Origin of the sequence: Pseudomonas helleri, assembly GCF_009600315.1 — a bacterium.
GTDB lineage: Bacteria > Pseudomonadota > Gammaproteobacteria > Pseudomonadales > Pseudomonadaceae > Aquipseudomonas > Aquipseudomonas helleri_A.
In genome coordinates this window covers 1-15,556 of record NZ_WIWC01000010.1, presented here as the reverse complement: position 1 = coordinate 15,556, position 15,556 = coordinate 1, and the positions used below count along the sequence as shown (strand labels likewise).

At 53.7% G+C, this 15,556-nt stretch carries 14 protein-coding genes; 8 read left to right on the top strand and 6 right to left on the bottom strand.

The annotated features are described in order from the left end of the window. Nucleotides 1-223 precede the first annotated feature (223 nt). Entirely contained in the window at nucleotides 224-1,186 is a 963-nt protein-coding gene (locus GHN86_RS08455) for an MBL fold metallo-hydrolase (RefSeq protein ID WP_228389608.1), read from the top strand. A 26-nt stretch (nucleotides 1,187-1,212) separates the two neighbouring features. Here the strand turns inward: GHN86_RS08455 and GHN86_RS08450 are convergent, their stop codons facing one another. The 4 genes from GHN86_RS08450 to GHN86_RS08435 all read right to left on the bottom strand — a co-directional run bounded on the left by GHN86_RS08450 (nucleotide 1,213) and on the right by GHN86_RS08435 (nucleotide 4,091). Continuing rightward, nucleotides 1,213-1,530: a helix-turn-helix domain-containing protein gene (locus GHN86_RS08450; protein ID WP_153378429.1), complete on the bottom strand. Its 318-nt coding sequence runs from the start codon at nucleotides 1,528-1,530 to the stop codon at nucleotides 1,213-1,215. Between the two features lie 250 nt (nucleotides 1,531-1,780). Then, nucleotides 1,781-3,028: a ribonucleotide-diphosphate reductase subunit beta gene (locus GHN86_RS08445; protein WP_122783414.1), complete on the bottom strand. Its 1,248-nt coding sequence runs from the start codon at nucleotides 3,026-3,028 to the stop codon at nucleotides 1,781-1,783. A 491-nt stretch (nucleotides 3,029-3,519) separates the two neighbouring features. Then, on the bottom strand, nucleotides 3,520-3,738 hold the full coding sequence (locus GHN86_RS08440; protein WP_153378430.1) for a heme utilization protein: 219 nt from the start codon (nucleotides 3,736-3,738) through the stop codon (nucleotides 3,520-3,522). A gap of 89 nt (nucleotides 3,739-3,827) precedes the next feature. Continuing rightward, nucleotides 3,828-4,091, bottom strand: a complete 264-nt coding sequence (locus GHN86_RS08435) for a DUF2790 domain-containing protein (RefSeq protein WP_153378431.1) — start codon at nucleotides 4,089-4,091, stop codon at nucleotides 3,828-3,830. A 415-nt stretch (nucleotides 4,092-4,506) separates the two neighbouring features. Here GHN86_RS08435 and acs point away from each other — a divergent pair, with 415 nt between their 5' ends. From acs to argR, 7 genes are all read left to right on the top strand, one after another. Beyond that, the gene (acs, locus tag GHN86_RS08430; RefSeq protein WP_153378432.1) at nucleotides 4,507-6,462 is read left to right on the top strand and encodes an acetate--CoA ligase; all 1,956 of its coding nucleotides are present in this window, start codon (nucleotides 4,507-4,509) and stop codon (nucleotides 6,460-6,462) included. A 511-nt stretch (nucleotides 6,463-6,973) separates the two neighbouring features. Further along, complete coding sequence (locus GHN86_RS08425; RefSeq protein WP_153386434.1) at nucleotides 6,974-7,756, top strand: ABC transporter substrate-binding protein; 783 nt, start codon at nucleotides 6,974-6,976, stop codon at nucleotides 7,754-7,756. 104 nt (nucleotides 7,757-7,860) lie between these two features. Further along, nucleotides 7,861-8,550, top strand: a complete 690-nt coding sequence (locus GHN86_RS08420) for an ABC transporter permease (protein WP_153378434.1) — start codon at nucleotides 7,861-7,863, stop codon at nucleotides 8,548-8,550. Continuing rightward, nucleotides 8,547-9,245, top strand: a complete 699-nt coding sequence (locus GHN86_RS08415) for an ABC transporter permease (protein WP_153378435.1) — start codon at nucleotides 8,547-8,549, stop codon at nucleotides 9,243-9,245. The genes GHN86_RS08420 and GHN86_RS08415 overlap by 4 nt, the downstream gene beginning before the upstream one ends. A 3-nt stretch (nucleotides 9,246-9,248) precedes the next feature. After that, nucleotides 9,249-10,361: a succinylglutamate desuccinylase/aspartoacylase family protein gene (locus GHN86_RS08410; RefSeq protein WP_153378436.1), complete on the top strand. Its 1,113-nt coding sequence runs from the start codon at nucleotides 9,249-9,251 to the stop codon at nucleotides 10,359-10,361. Nucleotides 10,362-10,384: 23 nt separating this feature from the next. Then, complete coding sequence (locus tag GHN86_RS08405) at nucleotides 10,385-11,149, top strand: ABC transporter ATP-binding protein (protein WP_153378437.1); 765 nt, start codon at nucleotides 10,385-10,387, stop codon at nucleotides 11,147-11,149. A gap of 107 nt (nucleotides 11,150-11,256) precedes the next feature. After that, nucleotides 11,257-12,237 (top strand): transcriptional regulator ArgR, encoded by a 981-nt coding sequence (argR, locus tag GHN86_RS08400; protein ID WP_153378438.1) that lies wholly within the window; start codon nucleotides 11,257-11,259, stop codon nucleotides 12,235-12,237. Between the two features lie 3 nt (nucleotides 12,238-12,240). Here the strand turns inward: argR and GHN86_RS08395 are convergent, their stop codons facing one another. After that, on the bottom strand, nucleotides 12,241-13,488 hold the full coding sequence (locus tag GHN86_RS08395; protein WP_153386432.1) for a leucine-rich repeat domain-containing protein: 1,248 nt from the start codon (nucleotides 13,486-13,488) through the stop codon (nucleotides 12,241-12,243). Further along, complete coding sequence (locus GHN86_RS08390; RefSeq protein WP_153386430.1) at nucleotides 13,463-15,367, bottom strand: DUF6543 domain-containing protein; 1,905 nt, start codon at nucleotides 15,365-15,367, stop codon at nucleotides 13,463-13,465. The genes GHN86_RS08395 and GHN86_RS08390 overlap by 26 nt, the downstream gene beginning before the upstream one ends. Nucleotides 15,368-15,556: the final 189 nt, after the last annotated feature.

Below are 15,556 nucleotides of genomic sequence, written 5' to 3'. Positions count from 1 at the left end.
TATCTGCGCAATATGTTTAGGCCCAAAGCCTGGCTATTGCTGTAACGGCATTTTGCATTAGCCCGGAGGAACCAAAGCACAATCGACGTTCCCGGGTGTTAAAAGCAAGTGCAATTATTTTTTTCCGTCGAGGGGTAGTAGCCATATGCCATTTAGTGCATCTGATCATGAAGGCCTCAAGCCTGCAAGGAAGCATCAAGGGCGCTATCAAAATGAGCGAGTCATGCCTGTTTTTAGTCTCTTCAAGACCTTGGTGATCTTTTGGAAGTTGCTGTTTCATAAGCCCGCAAATACACGGCCAGCTGAGGCTATTCCTGTCAGGCCGATAACCCGACCAGAACTTGAAGCGGCTGCGGACTACAGTGTTTATCGTCTTGGCCATTCAACACTGTTGCTCAAATTCAATGGCAAATTCTGGCTGACCGACCCGGTATACGCGGAGCGTGCCTCACCTTTTCAGTGGGCAGGTCCCAAGCGATTTCATGCGCCGCCTATCAGTCTGGATGAACTGCCGCCGTTGCATGCCGTGATTCTTTCCCACAACCACTACGACCATCTCGATCAAAAAACAGTGTTGACGTTAGCGGGCAAAACCCGACATTTTCTAACGCCGCTGGGTGTGGACGACCTGCTCGCGAAATGGGGGGTTGCGAGTGAAAAAATTCAGCAATTGAACTGGTGGCAGGAGACGCAGCTCGAGGGTATTCGCTTTATCGCGACGCCGAGCCAGCATTTTTCGGGGCGAGGGCTGTCTGACCACAATCAGACGTTGTGGGTGTCCTGGGTAATAGTCATCAATGACGTGCGAATCTTTTTCAGCGGGGATTCAGGTTATTTCGACGGTTTCAAACAAATAGGCGAACGTTTTGGGCCCTTTGATTTGACCTTGATTGAAACGGGTGCCTACAACCTCGATTGGCCAGACGTACACATGCAGCCTGAGCAAAGCTTGCAGGCCCATATTGATCTTAAAGGCCGCTGGTTGTTGCCGATTCATAACGGCACCTTTGATTTGGCTTTCCATGCCTGGCATGAGCCATTTGATCGTATTGTGGCGTTGGCAGAGCAGCGCAATGTGCTCATAACAACGCCATCAATGGGCGAGGCATTCAATCTGTTACAGCCGCACAAGGGGCGTGCCTGGTGGCTTGATTCACAAGCCCAGGCAGTCCCCTTGGTCAAGTAGCAGCAGTGTTCAGTATTGGGGGGGCATTACTCAATGAGGGCGAAGTCTTCGCGGCCAATCGGGTCTGGGGTCGTACCCCGGATATTGCCGCCCCGGCCAGGTGCGAACCCTGGAAAGAAGACCAGACCTTGTGCTTCCAGGCTGTATGCCAACGCCAGACGCGTGACATCGCGTATGGCTTCTCCAGCTTCAAAGCGTTGGATGGCAGGTACTGAAACCTTTGAGTGCTGACTCAGTTGCTCGAAGGTCCAGCCGAGCATTTCACGGGCTTGCGCGCAGTGCAGGGCAGTAAATTGATTAATGATGATGCGCTCAAATGTGCTGCGCATGGCTGAGTTGGGCATGGGGATTCTCCGGGCTGAGTCGATGCTAGAAAACATACTGTGTTTTTATACAGTTGTTTTTTGCGGCCATCAAACTCATTTTTCTGATCAATGCCGAGGGAGAATCTTTGCCCGTGGTCCCCGGTTCAAGGCGAGTACCGTCCCGGTAATGGTCGATTTTTTCGATTAATGTTTTCGATAGAACGTGTCCAATAAAAAGGGCTGCCCTGAGGCAGCCCTTTTTAACGTTGGCGAACAAGTGAGTCAGGGATCAATCCCAGCTCAGCGCGCCGCCAGTCTGGTACTCGATAACCCGTGTCTCGAAGAAGTTTTTCTCTTTCTTCAAGTCCATGATTTCGCTCATCCATGGGAATGGGTTAGTGGTGCCTGGATACTCTTCTTTCAGGCCGATTTGCGACAGGCGGCGGTTAGCGATGAACTTGAGGTAGTCCTCCATCATCGCAGCGTTCATGCCCAATACACCGCGTGGCATGGTGTCACGTGCGTATTCGATTTCCAGCTGAGTGCCTTGCAGGATCATCTGCGAAGCTTCTTCCTTCATTTCAGCGTCCCACAGGTGCGGGTTTTCAATTTTGATCTGGTTGATCACGTCGATGCCGAAGTTCAGGTGCATGGATTCGTCGCGCAGAATGTACTGGAACTGTTCTGCAACGCCGGTCATCTTGTTGCGACGACCCATGGAAAGGATCTGGGTGAAACCGCAGTAGAAGAAGATGCCTTCCAGAACGCAGTAGTAAGCGATCAGGTTGCGTAGCAACTCTTTGTCGGTCTCAACGGTGCCGGTTTCGAACTTCGGATCGGAGATCGAGCGCGTGTACTTCAGGCCCCAGGTCGCCTTTTTAGCGACTGATGGAATCTCGTGGTACATGTTGAAGATCTCGCCTTCATCCATGGCCAGCGATTCGATGCAGTACTGGTAAGCGTGGGTGTGAATCGCCTCTTCGAATGCCTGGCGCAGGATGTACTGGCGGCATTCCGGGTTGGTGATCAGGCGGTACACTGCCAGCACCAGGTTGTTGGCAACCAGGGAGTCGGCTGTCGAGAAGAAGCCCAGGTTACGCATGACGATGCGGCGTTCGTCGTCGGTCAGGCCTTCCGGGTTTTTCCAGAGGGCGATGTCGGCGGTCATGTTGACTTCTTGCGGCATCCAGTGGTTGGCACAACCATCCAGATACTTCTGCCAGGCCCAGTCGTACTTGAACGGTACGAGTTGGTTCAGGTCGGCGCGGCAGTTGATCATCATCTTTTCGTCAACGGCTACACGGGCGCTGGCGCCTTCGAGTTCAGCCAGACCTTCGGCGACGTCGAGATTGTCCAGTGCGGCCTTGGCACGCTTGATCGCTTCGGAGTCGTTGGCAGTGACTGCGCGGGCTTCCTGAGCCGCAACGCCACCCGCGGTGTCCAGACGGTCCATGTTGGCTTCAGTAGCATGGCCAGCGTTGGCGCCTTTTGCGGCGACTTCGCCGTCTTCTTTGTCGAATTCGTCCCAGCTCAGCATGACGTGTCGTCTCCTGCGTGAGGGCCTGCGCCCGTGTGGTAACACTGAATGTTTGGTTGTCACACGGCCATAGGCCACTTGGATCTAAGAAATGTTGCTGCAGTAGCGATATACGCACGCAAAAACATGAATATATTCGGGGGGCTGTCCCGCTGTCGCTAAGGGGATGCTATGTGTGTTGCATCTCACCTCGGCCCACAAGGCCGGACGCGCGTTGCTTACAACCCGATCAAGGGATATTGCTGCCCCTTCGGAAGGCGCCAGTATACGGGTTTTGTACGGGGTATTTCAGCCAGTTTTTTTTGCGGCGATGCGACGAAATGCCCTAATTTTGAGCTGGGCTTCGGCTGGGCCGGTACTTGGCGAGGTTTGGTCTGCAGAAAGTTTCAGGGCGTGAGGAAGGCGGCGCAAGGGGCGTGCGCAGGGAGGAGCGAGTTTTACATCAGGACAGACTAAGCCCGGCCGAAACCGGGCGTTAAGTCGATGCGGTATCAGCTTAACCGATGACCATTCGTGCGGTCATAGCCATCCTCTGCAAATACGGCAGAGCGAGTGCTGTCGTAACCGTCTTCAACATAAAAGGCAGAGCGGGAGTGCTCGACACCGACGTTTGAAGTCGTCACGCGCTGTAAGCTTTCGTAACCTTGCGCCGCGAAAGCGACACTTGCCAATACCGATATGCCAATGGCCAATACCAGTGAGCGATCCATTTATCGATGTCCTGAGAAGGGGCGCTTAATCATTAGTTCGCCCGAATTAGTTATATAAAAACTATTAATCCCGGTGGATAAGCGTGGTGTTAGCCGTTGGAGCAGCCATTACCCATTACGCGATATTCAAGTGTATGTTTCATGCCCTGAGAATCTTCATAAACCATTTGTGCTGGTACAACTTCACAGACATTCGGAATTTCGCTCATGGATATAACTTTGGCGATGTCCAGTTCCGAGGAGTAGGAATAGTGTTCAACGGCGGGTTGCTGGCTTGAGACCTGAGTGTTCACTTCATCAGCCATGGCGGTAAAGCACACACTGCTGAGGGCCAGAACTAACAACGCTTTCATTTGATCAATACCTGTATTTTGGTCGAGTAGGGTCACGCAGCCCTTGTGAGGCTGCGTGTAAAACTAAGTCATGAAGAGCGATTACACTTACCTTCGTGGGGGCAGTAACTTGCGTTAATCGCAGTGCCTTGGTTGGCGAGATGAATTTTATGCCTGTGCCGTACGGGCATATAGAGGGGCTTTTGATAAAGACTGTTGACAGATTTTGCAACAATCAGGGCCGGTAGCCGTTTGCACCACCTGTTTTTCAAGGCCCGCAATGAGCGTGATATGGCTGTAAGCACTGTCCTTGAGCGGTCGCTACAAAAGCTACGAATTTTCTACCTGTTTCTTACTACCAACGTCGAATGGAAGTCGCGCCTCGGCCCGGCTAAAACAAAGGAAAACAACAACTACAAATATTGAGGTATGAGACATGAGTGCCGCTTCCCTGTACCCCGTACGCCCGGACGTTGCCGCCAATACGCTGACCGACGAGGCGACATACAAGGCGATGTATCAGCAATCGGTCGTCAACCCCGACGGGTTCTGGCGCGAGCAAGCCAAGCGTCTCGACTGGATCAAACCGTTTACGACGGTCAAGCAAACCTCTTTTGACGACCATCATGTCGATATCAAATGGTTTGCGGACGGCACTCTCAACGTTTCCTACAACTGTCTGGATCGCCACCTTGCCGAGCGCGGTGATCAAGTCGCAATCATTTGGGAGGGTGACGATCCCTCCGAACAACGCAACGTCACCTACCGTGAGCTGCACGAAGAAGTGTGCAAACTGGCCAACGCCTTGCGCGGACAGGATGTGCACCGTGGTGACGTGGTGACGATTTATATGCCGATGGTGCCCGAAGCCGTGGTGGCGATGCTGGCTTGTACCCGCATCGGCGCCATTCATTCGGTCGTTTTCGGTGGCTTCTCGCCAGAAGCATTGGCTGGTCGGATCATTGACTGCAAATCCAAAGTGGTAATCACCGCCGACGAAGGTGTGCGTGGCGGCAAGCGTACAGCGCTCAAAGCCAACGTTGATGTGGCGTTGACCAACCCTGATACCTCAAGCGTGCAGAAAATCATCGTGTTCAAGCGTACCGGTGGTGACATTGCCTGGTACAAGCACCGTGACATCTGGTACCACGACCTGATGGCCGTGGCTTCGACGCATTGCGCCCCTAAAGAGATGGGCGCTGAAGAAGCGCTGTTTATCCTTTATACCTCGGGCTCCACGGGCAAGCCCAAGGGTGTGCAGCACACCACGGGTGGCTATCTGCTCTATGCGGCGCTGACCCACGAGCGCGTTTTCGATTACCGTCCAGGCGAGGTGTATTGGTGTACGGCCGACGTAGGCTGGGTGACCGGCCATACCTATATTGTTTATGGGCCGTTGGCCAACGGTGCGACCACGCTGCTGTTTGAAGGCGTGCCGAACTATCCGGACATCACCCGTGTGTCGAAAATCGTCGACAAGCACAAGGTCAATATCCTCTACACCGCGCCAACGGCCATTCGCGCGATGATGGCCGAAGGTCAGGCCGCCGTGAAAGACGCTGACGGTTCCAGCTTGCGCTTGCTGGGATCAGTGGGCGAACCGATCAATCCCGAGGCCTGGAACTGGTACTACACCACGGTAGGCAAAGAGCGCTGCCCGATTGTGGACACATGGTGGCAGACCGAAACTGGCGCTTGCATGATGAGCCCGCTGCCGGGTGCGCATGCCCTCAAGCCAGGTTCGGCGGCACGACCGTTCTTCGGTGTAGTGCCGGGGCTTGTCGATAATCTGGGCAATCTTATTGAAGGTGCGGCGGAGGGCAATCTGGTCATTCTGGATTCATGGCCGGGTCAGGCGCGGACCTTGTATGGCGATCATGATCGCTTCGTCGACACCTACTTCAAGACGTTCCGCGGCATGTATTTCACTGGTGATGGCGCCCGACGGGACGAAGATGGCTATTACTGGATTACAGGTCGTGTGGATGACGTGCTGAACGTATCCGGCCACCGTATGGGCACGGCGGAAATCGAAAGTGCGATGGTGGCGCACCCTAAAGTGGCCGAGGCGGCTGTTGTCGGTGTCCCTCACGACATTAAAGGGCAGGGTATCTACGTGTACGTCACTCTTAACGGCGGCGAAGAGCCTAACGAAGCCTTGCGTCTTGAGTTGAAAAACTGGGTGCGCAAGGAAATCGGCCCGATTGCTTCGCCGGATGTTATTCAGTGGGCGCCAGGCTTGCCAAAAACCCGCTCGGGCAAAATCATGCGCCGTATTTTGCGCAAAATTGCCACCGGTGAGTACGACGGTTTGGGAGACATTTCCACCTTGGCTGATCCGGGTGTGGTGCAGCACTTGATTGATACCCATAAAGGCATGAAGGTCGCGTAACGTCCTTTTGTCTGATCAAGCCCCTCCCGGCACAGCCTGGCGGGGCTTTTTATTGGTGGCTTGTGGAAGCTAAAGGGGGGCTGGATGTTACCTATAGATGTAACCGGCTGTGCCAATGTGTGGCATAGAGATACCAAAAGCCCTGTTTTAGAGCGGTTTGAGGGGCGATGAGACATAAGATGAAACGCTACACTTGCCGGAATAGAAGGCTTTGCGAATAATAGGCCCGCTATTTGCAAATCACTTAGGTTGTATGTTTTTTGCTCTTGCATGAATTTGAAGAGCTGTCAATTGCTAGAGTCGCCTTTTTCGGTGCATCTGTAATTTGTTGTCGCATTGAAGAAATAACGGCTTGAAGCCTGTCGTTAGAATGCCCCTCACTCGCTCGTCGTTGTTGTGCTGCCTTCAGCACAACGCCAGTAGGACGTGGCGCCGCATTCCCGGTTTAACCTCTGCATATTGGGCTCGCGCTCACTCTGCCTTTATTGCCCTTTACCGATGGAGTCCTAAGATGAAGAAACTCGTGCTTCTTGGCGCCTTGGCACTGTCCGTGCTGTCCCTGCAGGCTTTCGCAGATGAAAAACCTCTGAAAATTGGTATTGAAGCAGCGTACCCTCCGTTTGCCTCCAAGGCGCCGGATGGCAGCATCGTTGGCTTCGACTACGACATCGGTAATGCTCTGTGTGAGCAGATGCAAGTCAAGTGTGTGTGGGTTGAGCAAGAGTTCGACGGCCTGATTCCAGCACTCAAAGTGCGCAAGATCGACGCGATTCTGTCTTCGATGTCCATCACAGATGACCGCAAAAAATCGGTCGATTTCACCACTCGCTACTACTTGACGCCAGCGCGTCTGGTAATGAAAGAAGGCACGGTTGTCAGCGACAGCCTCGACGAGCTCAAAGGCAAGAAAATCGGCGTGCAGCGTGGTTCGATCCATGACCGTTTTGCCAAGGAAGTCCTGGCCCCTAAAGGTGCCACGGTTGTTCCCTACAGCTCGCAGAATGAAATTTACCTGGACGTACAGGCAGGTCGCCTCGACGGCACAGTGGCCGACGCCACGTTGCTGCAAGATGGTTTCCTGAAAACCGATGCAGGCAAAGGCTATGCGTTTGTGGGTCCACAGTTCACCGACGTTAAATACTTCGGTGATGGCGTAGGTATCGCCGTTCGTAAAGGCGATGCGCTAAAAGGCAAGATCGACGAAGCGATCACTGCCATCCGTGCTAACGGCAAATACAAGCAAATCCAGGACAAATATTTCGACTTCGATATTTACGGCGCTGACGCGAAGTAACTCATCGCTGCAAATTGTCTGAAATGGCGCAAGCAACAGAATTTCTGAAGTTTGCGCCATTTTTTCATTTTAATTTTCGAGCTAATTTTTCGAGGGCCGGAATCATGTTGAAAGGCTACGGGGCAGTCATCCTCGATGGTGCTTGGCTGACGCTTCAACTCGCCTTGTCGTCCATGGCTCTGGCCATTGTTTTAGGTTTGATCGGTGTTTCATTGCGCCTGTCTCCGGTGCGCTGGCTGGCCTGGTTGGGTGATCTGTATTCAACGGTCATCCGCGGGATTCCCGATCTGGTACTGATCCTGTTGATTTTTTACGGCGGTCAAAACTTGCTTAACAGCGTGGCGCCCATGCTCGGGTACGACGATTACATAGATCTGAATCCGCTGGCAGCCGGCATCGCCACGTTGGGCTTTATCTTTGGTGCGTACCTCTCCGAGACGTTTCGCGGCGCCTTTATGGCCATTCCCAAAGGTCAGGCCGAAGCCGGCATGGCTTACGGCATGAGCAGCTTTCAAGTGTTTTTCCGGGTGTTGGTCCCGCAGATGATTCGCTTGGCGATCCCGGGGTTCACCAACAACTGGCTGGTGTTGACCAAGGCCACAGCGCTGATTTCAGTCGTGGGTCTACAAGACATGATGTTCAGGGCCAAGCAGGCAGCCGATGCCACGCGTGAGCCGTTCACTTTCTTTCTGGCCGTTGCCGCGATGTATTTGGTGTTGACCAGTGTTTCGCTGCTGGCGTTGCGACAACTTGAGAAGCGCTACTCGGTAGGCGTAAAGGCGGCTGATCTATGATCTTCGACTACACCGTCATTTGGGACAGCCTGCCGCTGTACCTGAGTGGTTTGCTGGAAACCCTCAAACTGTTGGGGATTTCTCTGTTCTTTGGTCTGTTGGTGGCGGTTCCGCTGGGGCTGATGCGTGTCTCCAAACAGCCCTGGATCAATTTCCCGGCATGGCTTTACACCTATGTGATCCGTGGCACGCCCATGCTGGTGCAGCTGTTCCTGGTTTACTACGGCCTGGCTCAGTTCGAAGCGGTGCGCGAGAGTTTTATGTGGCCGCTGCTATCGAGCGCGACCTTCTGTGCGTGCCTGGCGTTTGCCATCAATACCAGCGCCTACACGGCCGAGATCATTGCCGGCAGCCTCAAGGCTACGCCTCATGGTGAAATTGAAGCGGCCAAGGCGATGGGTATGTCGCGTTCCAAAATGTACCGCCGCATTTTGTTGCCTTCGGCCATGCGCCGCGCGCTGCCGCAGTACAGCAACGAAGTGATCATGATGCTGCAAACCACCAGCCTGGCGTCCATCGTCACTCTGATCGACATCACGGGTGCCGCACGCACCGTCAATGCGCAGTACTACTTGCCATTTGAGGCCTACATCACGGCTGGCATTTTCTATCTGGCCCTGACCTTTATTCTGGTGCGCCTGTTCAAACTGGCCGAGCGCCGCTGGCTGGGCTATATGGCCCCACGCAAGGCTTGACCCATGGAACGTATCGATCATGTACTGCCGTGGAGCAGCTTGGGCAGTGAGCGACAGATCACGGTGTTTCGTTTCGGTGCTGGCGAACGCAAGGCTTATATTCAGGCCAGCTTGCATGCCGACGAGTTGCCGGGTATGCGTTGCGCTTGGGAACTGAAGAAACGTCTGACTGAACTTGAGGCTCAAGGCTTCCTGAACGGTGTGATCGAGTTGGTGCCGGTGGCTAACCCTTTGGGCTTGGGACAGCTGCTGCAAGGTAATCATCAGGGGCGCTTCGAGTGCGGCAGCGGTAAGAATTTCAACCGCGACTTCGTTGAGTTGAGTGCGCCTGTGGCCGAGAAGCTGGCAGGGCGCTTGGGCGATGATCCGCATGCCAATATTCGTATGATTCGTCAGACGATGCTTGAAGTGCTGACTGATTTGCCAACTGCCACCACTCAATTGCAAGGGATGCAGCGCGTGCTGCTGAGTCACGCTTGCAATGCCGATATTGTGCTGGACCTGCATTGCGATGCCGAAGCTGCACTGCACATGTATGCATTGCCGCAGCATTGGCCCAAATGGCGCTCGCTGGCTGCGCATTTAAATATGCGTGTCGGTTTGCTGGCCGAAGATTCGGGTGGCAGTTCATTTGATGAGGCCTGTTCTTTGCCATGGCTCAGATTGCAGCGTCAGTTTGGCGAAGCGCAGCTACCTTTGGCGTGTATGGCCACCACGCTTGAGTTGGGCGGGCAGTCCGACACCGGACGTCCAGAAGCACAAGCCTATGCTGAAGGCATTCTGGCGTTTCTTGCTGAGCAAGGTCTGATCACGGGTGAGTGGCCGAGCGCGCAGCATGAGCCGTGCGAAGGCATGCCCTTCGAAGGCACCGAATTATTGTTTGCACCGCACCCCGGTGTGGTGAGCTTTTTGCGTCCGGCGGGCGCCTGGGTAGAAACCGGCGAACCGGTGTTTGAAGTGATTGATCCATTATCCGACCGGGTCAGTACGGTATGCGCAGGTACGGCCGGCGTATTATTCGCCGTTGAGCGACTGCGTTATGCCCAACCCGGTTTCTGGCTGGCCAAAGTGGCGGGGCGCGAGCCTTTGCGTCACGGGCGCTTGCTCAACGACTGACTGTTTTTGTGAGAACCGACAGCATGTACAAACTTGAAGTCCAAGACCTGCATAAACGCTATGGCGCTCACGAGGTGCTCAAAGGCGTTTCACTGGCTGCCAAAGCGGGCGATGTGATCAGCATTATTGGTTCCAGCGGTTCTGGTAAAAGTACCTTTTTACGCTGCATCAACCTGCTTGAGCAGCCCCATGCTGGCAAAATCCTGCTCAATGGCGAAGAACTCAAGCTGATCGCCAACAAGGACGGCGGGCTTAAGGCCGCTGATCCCAAGCAACTGCAACGCATGCGTTCGCGTCTGTCGATGGTGTTCCAACACTTCAATCTGTGGTCGCACATGACAGCGTTGGAAAACATCATGGAAGCGCCCGTGCATGTATTGGGAATGTCTAAAGCCGACGCGCGGGAAAAAGCCGAGCATTACTTGAACAAGGTCGGCGTGTCTCATCGAAAGGACGCTTATCCGGGGCATATGTCTGGAGGTGAGCAGCAGCGTGTGGCTATCGCCCGGGCGTTGGCAATGGAGCCAGAAGTCATGCTGTTTGACGAGCCCACCTCGGCGCTCGATCCCGAGTTGGTGGGCGATGTGTTGAAGGTCATGCAGGATCTGGCGCTGGAGGGCCGCACCATGGTGGTCGTCACCCACGAAATGGGCTTTGCCCGTGAAGTGTCGAACCAACTGGTGTTCCTGCACAAAGGTATTGTTGAAGAGAGTGGCAATCCGCGCGAAGTGCTGGTGAATCCGCAATGCGAGCGCTTGCAGCAGTTTCTGTCGGGCAGCTTGAAGTAATCATTTTTAACACTGCCGCTATGCACTGATATAGGGCATGCTTCGTTCCTCGCGAAACATGCCTGGCCTTTTGTTTTTAATCCCGTTTTCGTTCCGGATAGCACGCTATGACCGCCCATCGAATTGGCTTTCTCATTTGGCCCAGCACCAAAGCCCTGACTCTGGCGCTGGCAGAGGAAGCCTTGCGTGTTGCTCAGCGCGTGCATCCTGAAGTCGTGTATGAATTGTCGTTTTTGCAGGCCGAGGCTCCAGCCCAGGGAGCATGGCAACTGCCCGGCGAGCCTTGGGCGGGTAAGCTCGAGGGTTACCAAAAGCTGTTTTTGCTGGCGGATGAGCCACCCATCTCAATAGCTCCGGCCTTGAGCAGCGCACTTAAGCAATTGGTGCGTGCCGGGTGTGTGATCGGCGGTTTGTCAGCAGGCGTGTACCCGTTGGCGCAGTTGGGCTTGCTTGATGGTTATCGCGCTGCCGTGCACTGGCGCTGGCAGGACGACTTTGCCGAGCGTTTCCCAAAAGTGATAGCCACCAGCCATTTATTTGACTGGGATCGCGACCGCTTGAGCGCATGCGGTGGGTTGTCGGTGCTGGATCTGCTACTGGCTGTTTTAGCCCGCGACCACGGTGCAGAACTTGCCGGCGCCGTTTCCGAAGAGTTGGTGGTGGAGCGTATTCGTGAGGGCGGCGAGCGCCAACGTATCCCGCTGCAAAATCGTCTTGGCTCAAGCCACCCCAAGTTGACTCAGGCCGTATTGTTGATGGAAGCCAATATCGAAGAGCCGCTGACCACCGACGAAATAGCCCAGCATGTGTGCGTATCTCGTCGGCAGTTGGAGCGAATTTTCAAGCAATACCTCAATCGTGTACCCAGTCAGTACTACCTGGAACTGCGTCTGAACAAGGCTCGGCAAATGCTGATGCAAACCAGCAAGTCGATCATTCAAATTGGCTTGTCATGCGGTTTTTCGTCAGGGCCGCATTTCTCCAGCGCCTACCGCAACTTCTTTGGTGCAACGCCTCGTGAAGATCGCAATCAGCGACGTAGCAGCAGCCCTTTTGAGTTGTCTTCGGCACCTGCGGAGCGTAGTTGAATACTATTCCTCTGACTCACTGACCACGACCTGCTCTATGGCGTCCTCATCTTCAAGCTGGATGTTCATATCAATGTCTGTTTGGGCAAAGTATTCGCGCACCCGCTCCAGGCTGTCTTCTGACAGCGGGTTATCTTCCAGATCAAGCCCTGAAGTAATGTAGGCAGGTGCCTCGAAGAGCTCGCTGGGTAGATGGGTAATCAGGTTCTCACTCAAATCGATGATTTCCAGTTCGGACAGGCCAAGCAGTGTGCTCGGAAACACGCTTAGCTCCGTATTGTGTAAATGCACTGTATTCAGGTTGGGCATGTTGCTGAAGTCAGGTGTGATATTGAGTGGATTGTTGTCCAGGTCGATATATTCCAGACGCTCAAGCCCGGCCAGCCCTGATGCGCTCTCTGGTGTCAGGGTGATGGCGCTGTTTTCCAGGCGCAGCTCTGTAAGGTTTTGCATGGTGAAAACGGCATCAGGTAAGCGATCAAGCTCAAAGTTTCTGAGTTCAAGTACGCGTAATCCGGGGAAGTGTTGCAGGAACTCGTTGATGCCGGTTATCGCGCCTTGGCCATTTAAAGAAAGATAAGTGACATGACTGAAATCAGCATTAATCGTCGGCATGTCCTCGATTAATATTCGCGTGAGCGTTAGTTCAAAGCCGTCACGCGCCGGGTCGGCATAGTGATTGTCAAAGGCGGTCTGTCGCCTGTAAGCCCTTTCAAGTTCATGACTGAAGGCTCTTCTGTCCTGAACTCTTGCAATAATTGAGTTAGGGGACAGCATCTCGCCGGTGCGTTGATTAGTGGCAGGAGCATTAAGAGTCCATAACTCCATGTCGTCGCGCAGGGCGTGCCATTCCCGTGTTCTGTGTGCAATCACTTCTCTGGCTTCAACCTCGGTAGAGGGGAGCGAAGACATTACGCGGGCCCTTTCGAGTGTATTCAAACTGGGGTAGAGCTCATGGACGAGCGCCTCAATAGACGATACCGATTTGTCTGGAGCGTCTGCGCCGAGTAAGGGGTAGCTGACCCGTCCATACGTAAGCTCCATGGGTGATTTGAAGTCCAGTGCCACGACAGGTTGCTCCAGATGCTGACTAACCTGTGTGCGGGGAAACAAGGGTTGGGCGCGTACCCGATCCTTGAGTGCCGAACCTTGGCCGGGATGCGGGAAACCCAATGCCTCACGCTCAGCGTCCGGCAGTGCGTGCAGCACTGCGCTGTAAAGGTCATCAGCGCCATTCTTGATCAAGTGCATCCCGTGCGCTATAGCGGTTCTCGGAGGCGATCAGAATTTTACGGATGGGCGCCGATTCTTCGCCGATACAGTTGAGCACTTTGCCTTCAAAAGTGTCTTCCCGGATTTCCAGGCGTACTTCTTTCGACCAGCCCGGTAGACTTTCGAGGGTTTTGAGGGTGAGCCATTCACTGTCAGGATTATAAAAAGAGTTCAGGAACATACCCTCATAAGTCCGACTGACTCTGGACTCCATGACCTGCCATCGCGCCTCTTCCTGTAGTCGTATGGGAATGGTTTTTTGATTGAGCAGTTGTAGCACTTCGTCACCTTGGGCATGCCAGATCAGCTCTTGTGCGCCAGTGCTCGAAAGACCCGGGAAGGCTTGTTGCAGCAGCGCCGATTCTGCATTGCCGCGCAACTGCAAGGTGGTATAGCGCGAATTGAACAGCTCTACCCGCTTGAGGCGAGCCTGATGCGCCAAGTTGCTGCTGAGCTTGTCAATTTTGACCTGAAGGTTGGGTAACTCATCACCAATAGCTGGACTCACTCCCAGTAATAATCGGCTATCCGATGCGTTCAACTCCTCAAGAACAGCGTTCAGTAATTCGCCTTCCTCGATTTGCGATGCATAGATGTTGACGTAAGAGGCGCTGATAGTCTCGGGAGGATATTGAACAATCACCCATCCCTCTGGATCCAGCACCCTTAAACCTGTGGTTGCTGACCAGTGCTCATTGTCGATGAGCAGTTGCAACTGAGTGTAAGGGTCGGCGTTGAGGCGAGTGGCCCGGTCCGGGCTTTCCAATTGGGCAATAAATTGCTCAATGTCTTTATCGATTTTGAACCGCTGCACGGTATCGGCCAATTGTGCCGGGGCTGGAAGGGCATTGTCGTGGATGCTGCGCAATACGGCATTGTCTGTGCGGGAAATGGCTAATATATTCGCGGCTTCTTCTTCGGTAAACGCGGCATATGACGGCCCAAGACGTCTAAATAGTTGCGCATCCGTCCACTGCAGGGGCGTTTCTGTTTCAGTCGACCATGCTCCGCTGCCGTTATGCCGCAGGCGAGGGGAGTAAGTCTGGGGCCGTACAGGATGTTTTATTCGGTATTGCGCAGGGCGGCCGCCCTCTTGTACTCGGTAGGTTTTGTTGTCGATGGTTAAAAACTCAGAATCGTTATAACGGTGCAGCCCTTTGCTATTGGCTACAAGAGTGGCGGGAGGCTGGGTGGGATGTTCGTAGGGTGTCAGATCCGGTTGCCATAAGCGGGTAACGCCATCATTACTTTTAACAGGTTTCAGGTTTTCCACGAAAGCGGAGGTTTTGGGCAGCAGGTCGCCGACTATTTTTGCACTCGCTGCGAACAGTCCAATTTGAACGGTGGTTTCCAGTATTGAAAACATATGTTCATAGGCTTCGAGTGCTTTGCCCTCTACCCAGTCGTGAACGCCTTCATACACGTCTTCGAGTAATTGATAAGCCATTTGCAGCAACATTATTTCCCCTATGACGGGCACAAAGGGCGCGACAACAAACAGTGCTGCATTGAACAGCGCCATACCAATACGTTTAATGCTGTCCCATCGGTCTTGCCGGGTTTTGCGGTCTTCGGCGTCGGTAGAGACGGCCAGGGTTTTGGCATCCTTGAATATTTTCGCCAGCTTTTTGCTGTAAAGGGTTTCCCATACATCGTCCTCCACGCGTGACGTTGAATACTTGATTGATGGTTCACTGATCGGGACGAATTCTTCGGCGATACCAAAATCTCGTAGCGCATAATCTGGCGCGTTGGGCTTGTCAATGATCACCTTGAAGTAGGTGTGTTTGAGTGCCGAAAAGAACGCAGCCAATTGGTCGTGATCCATGAGACGGCTAAAAAATTGCTGAAAGCTCACAGACTTCAAACGTGTGGTCAGGTGATCGATAAAACTGCCAATCGATACATACTCCTTGATTGGGTGCAGTGGATCATTGGGGATGGACACCACAATGGAACGCTTATGGTTGGGCGGTTGCAGGAGCTGAGTGCAACACGGTTATTGAATTGACGCAGGAGCATCATATTGCATAGCCAAGGCTTTCTG

Bases quoted from the DNA above. Each gene is read 5' to 3' on its own strand.
- GHN86_RS08455 (WP_228389608.1), top strand. From the start codon at position 224: ATGCCTGTTTTTAGTCTCTTCAAGACCTTGGTGATCTTTTGGAAGTTG.
- GHN86_RS08450 (WP_153378429.1), bottom strand. From the start codon at position 1,530: ATGCCCAACTCAGCCATGCGCAGCACATTTGAGCGCATCATCATTAAT.
- GHN86_RS08445 (WP_122783414.1), bottom strand. From the start codon at position 3,028: ATGCTGAGCTGGGACGAATTCGACAAAGAAGACGGCGAAGTCGCCGCA.
- GHN86_RS08440 (WP_153378430.1), bottom strand. From the start codon at position 3,738: ATGGATCGCTCACTGGTATTGGCCATTGGCATATCGGTATTGGCAAGT.
- GHN86_RS08435 (WP_153378431.1), bottom strand. From the start codon at position 4,091: ATGAAAGCGTTGTTAGTTCTGGCCCTCAGCAGTGTGTGCTTTACCGCC.
- acs (WP_153378432.1), top strand. From the start codon at position 4,507: ATGAGTGCCGCTTCCCTGTACCCCGTACGCCCGGACGTTGCCGCCAAT.
- GHN86_RS08425 (WP_153386434.1), top strand. From the start codon at position 6,974: ATGAAGAAACTCGTGCTTCTTGGCGCCTTGGCACTGTCCGTGCTGTCC.
- GHN86_RS08420 (WP_153378434.1), top strand. From the start codon at position 7,861: ATGTTGAAAGGCTACGGGGCAGTCATCCTCGATGGTGCTTGGCTGACG.
- GHN86_RS08415 (WP_153378435.1), top strand. From the start codon at position 8,547: ATGATCTTCGACTACACCGTCATTTGGGACAGCCTGCCGCTGTACCTG.
- GHN86_RS08410 (WP_153378436.1), top strand. From the start codon at position 9,249: ATGGAACGTATCGATCATGTACTGCCGTGGAGCAGCTTGGGCAGTGAG.
- GHN86_RS08405 (WP_153378437.1), top strand. From the start codon at position 10,385: ATGTACAAACTTGAAGTCCAAGACCTGCATAAACGCTATGGCGCTCAC.
- argR (WP_153378438.1), top strand. From the start codon at position 11,257: ATGACCGCCCATCGAATTGGCTTTCTCATTTGGCCCAGCACCAAAGCC.
- GHN86_RS08395 (WP_153386432.1), bottom strand. From the start codon at position 13,488: ATGCACTTGATCAAGAATGGCGCTGATGACCTTTACAGCGCAGTGCTG.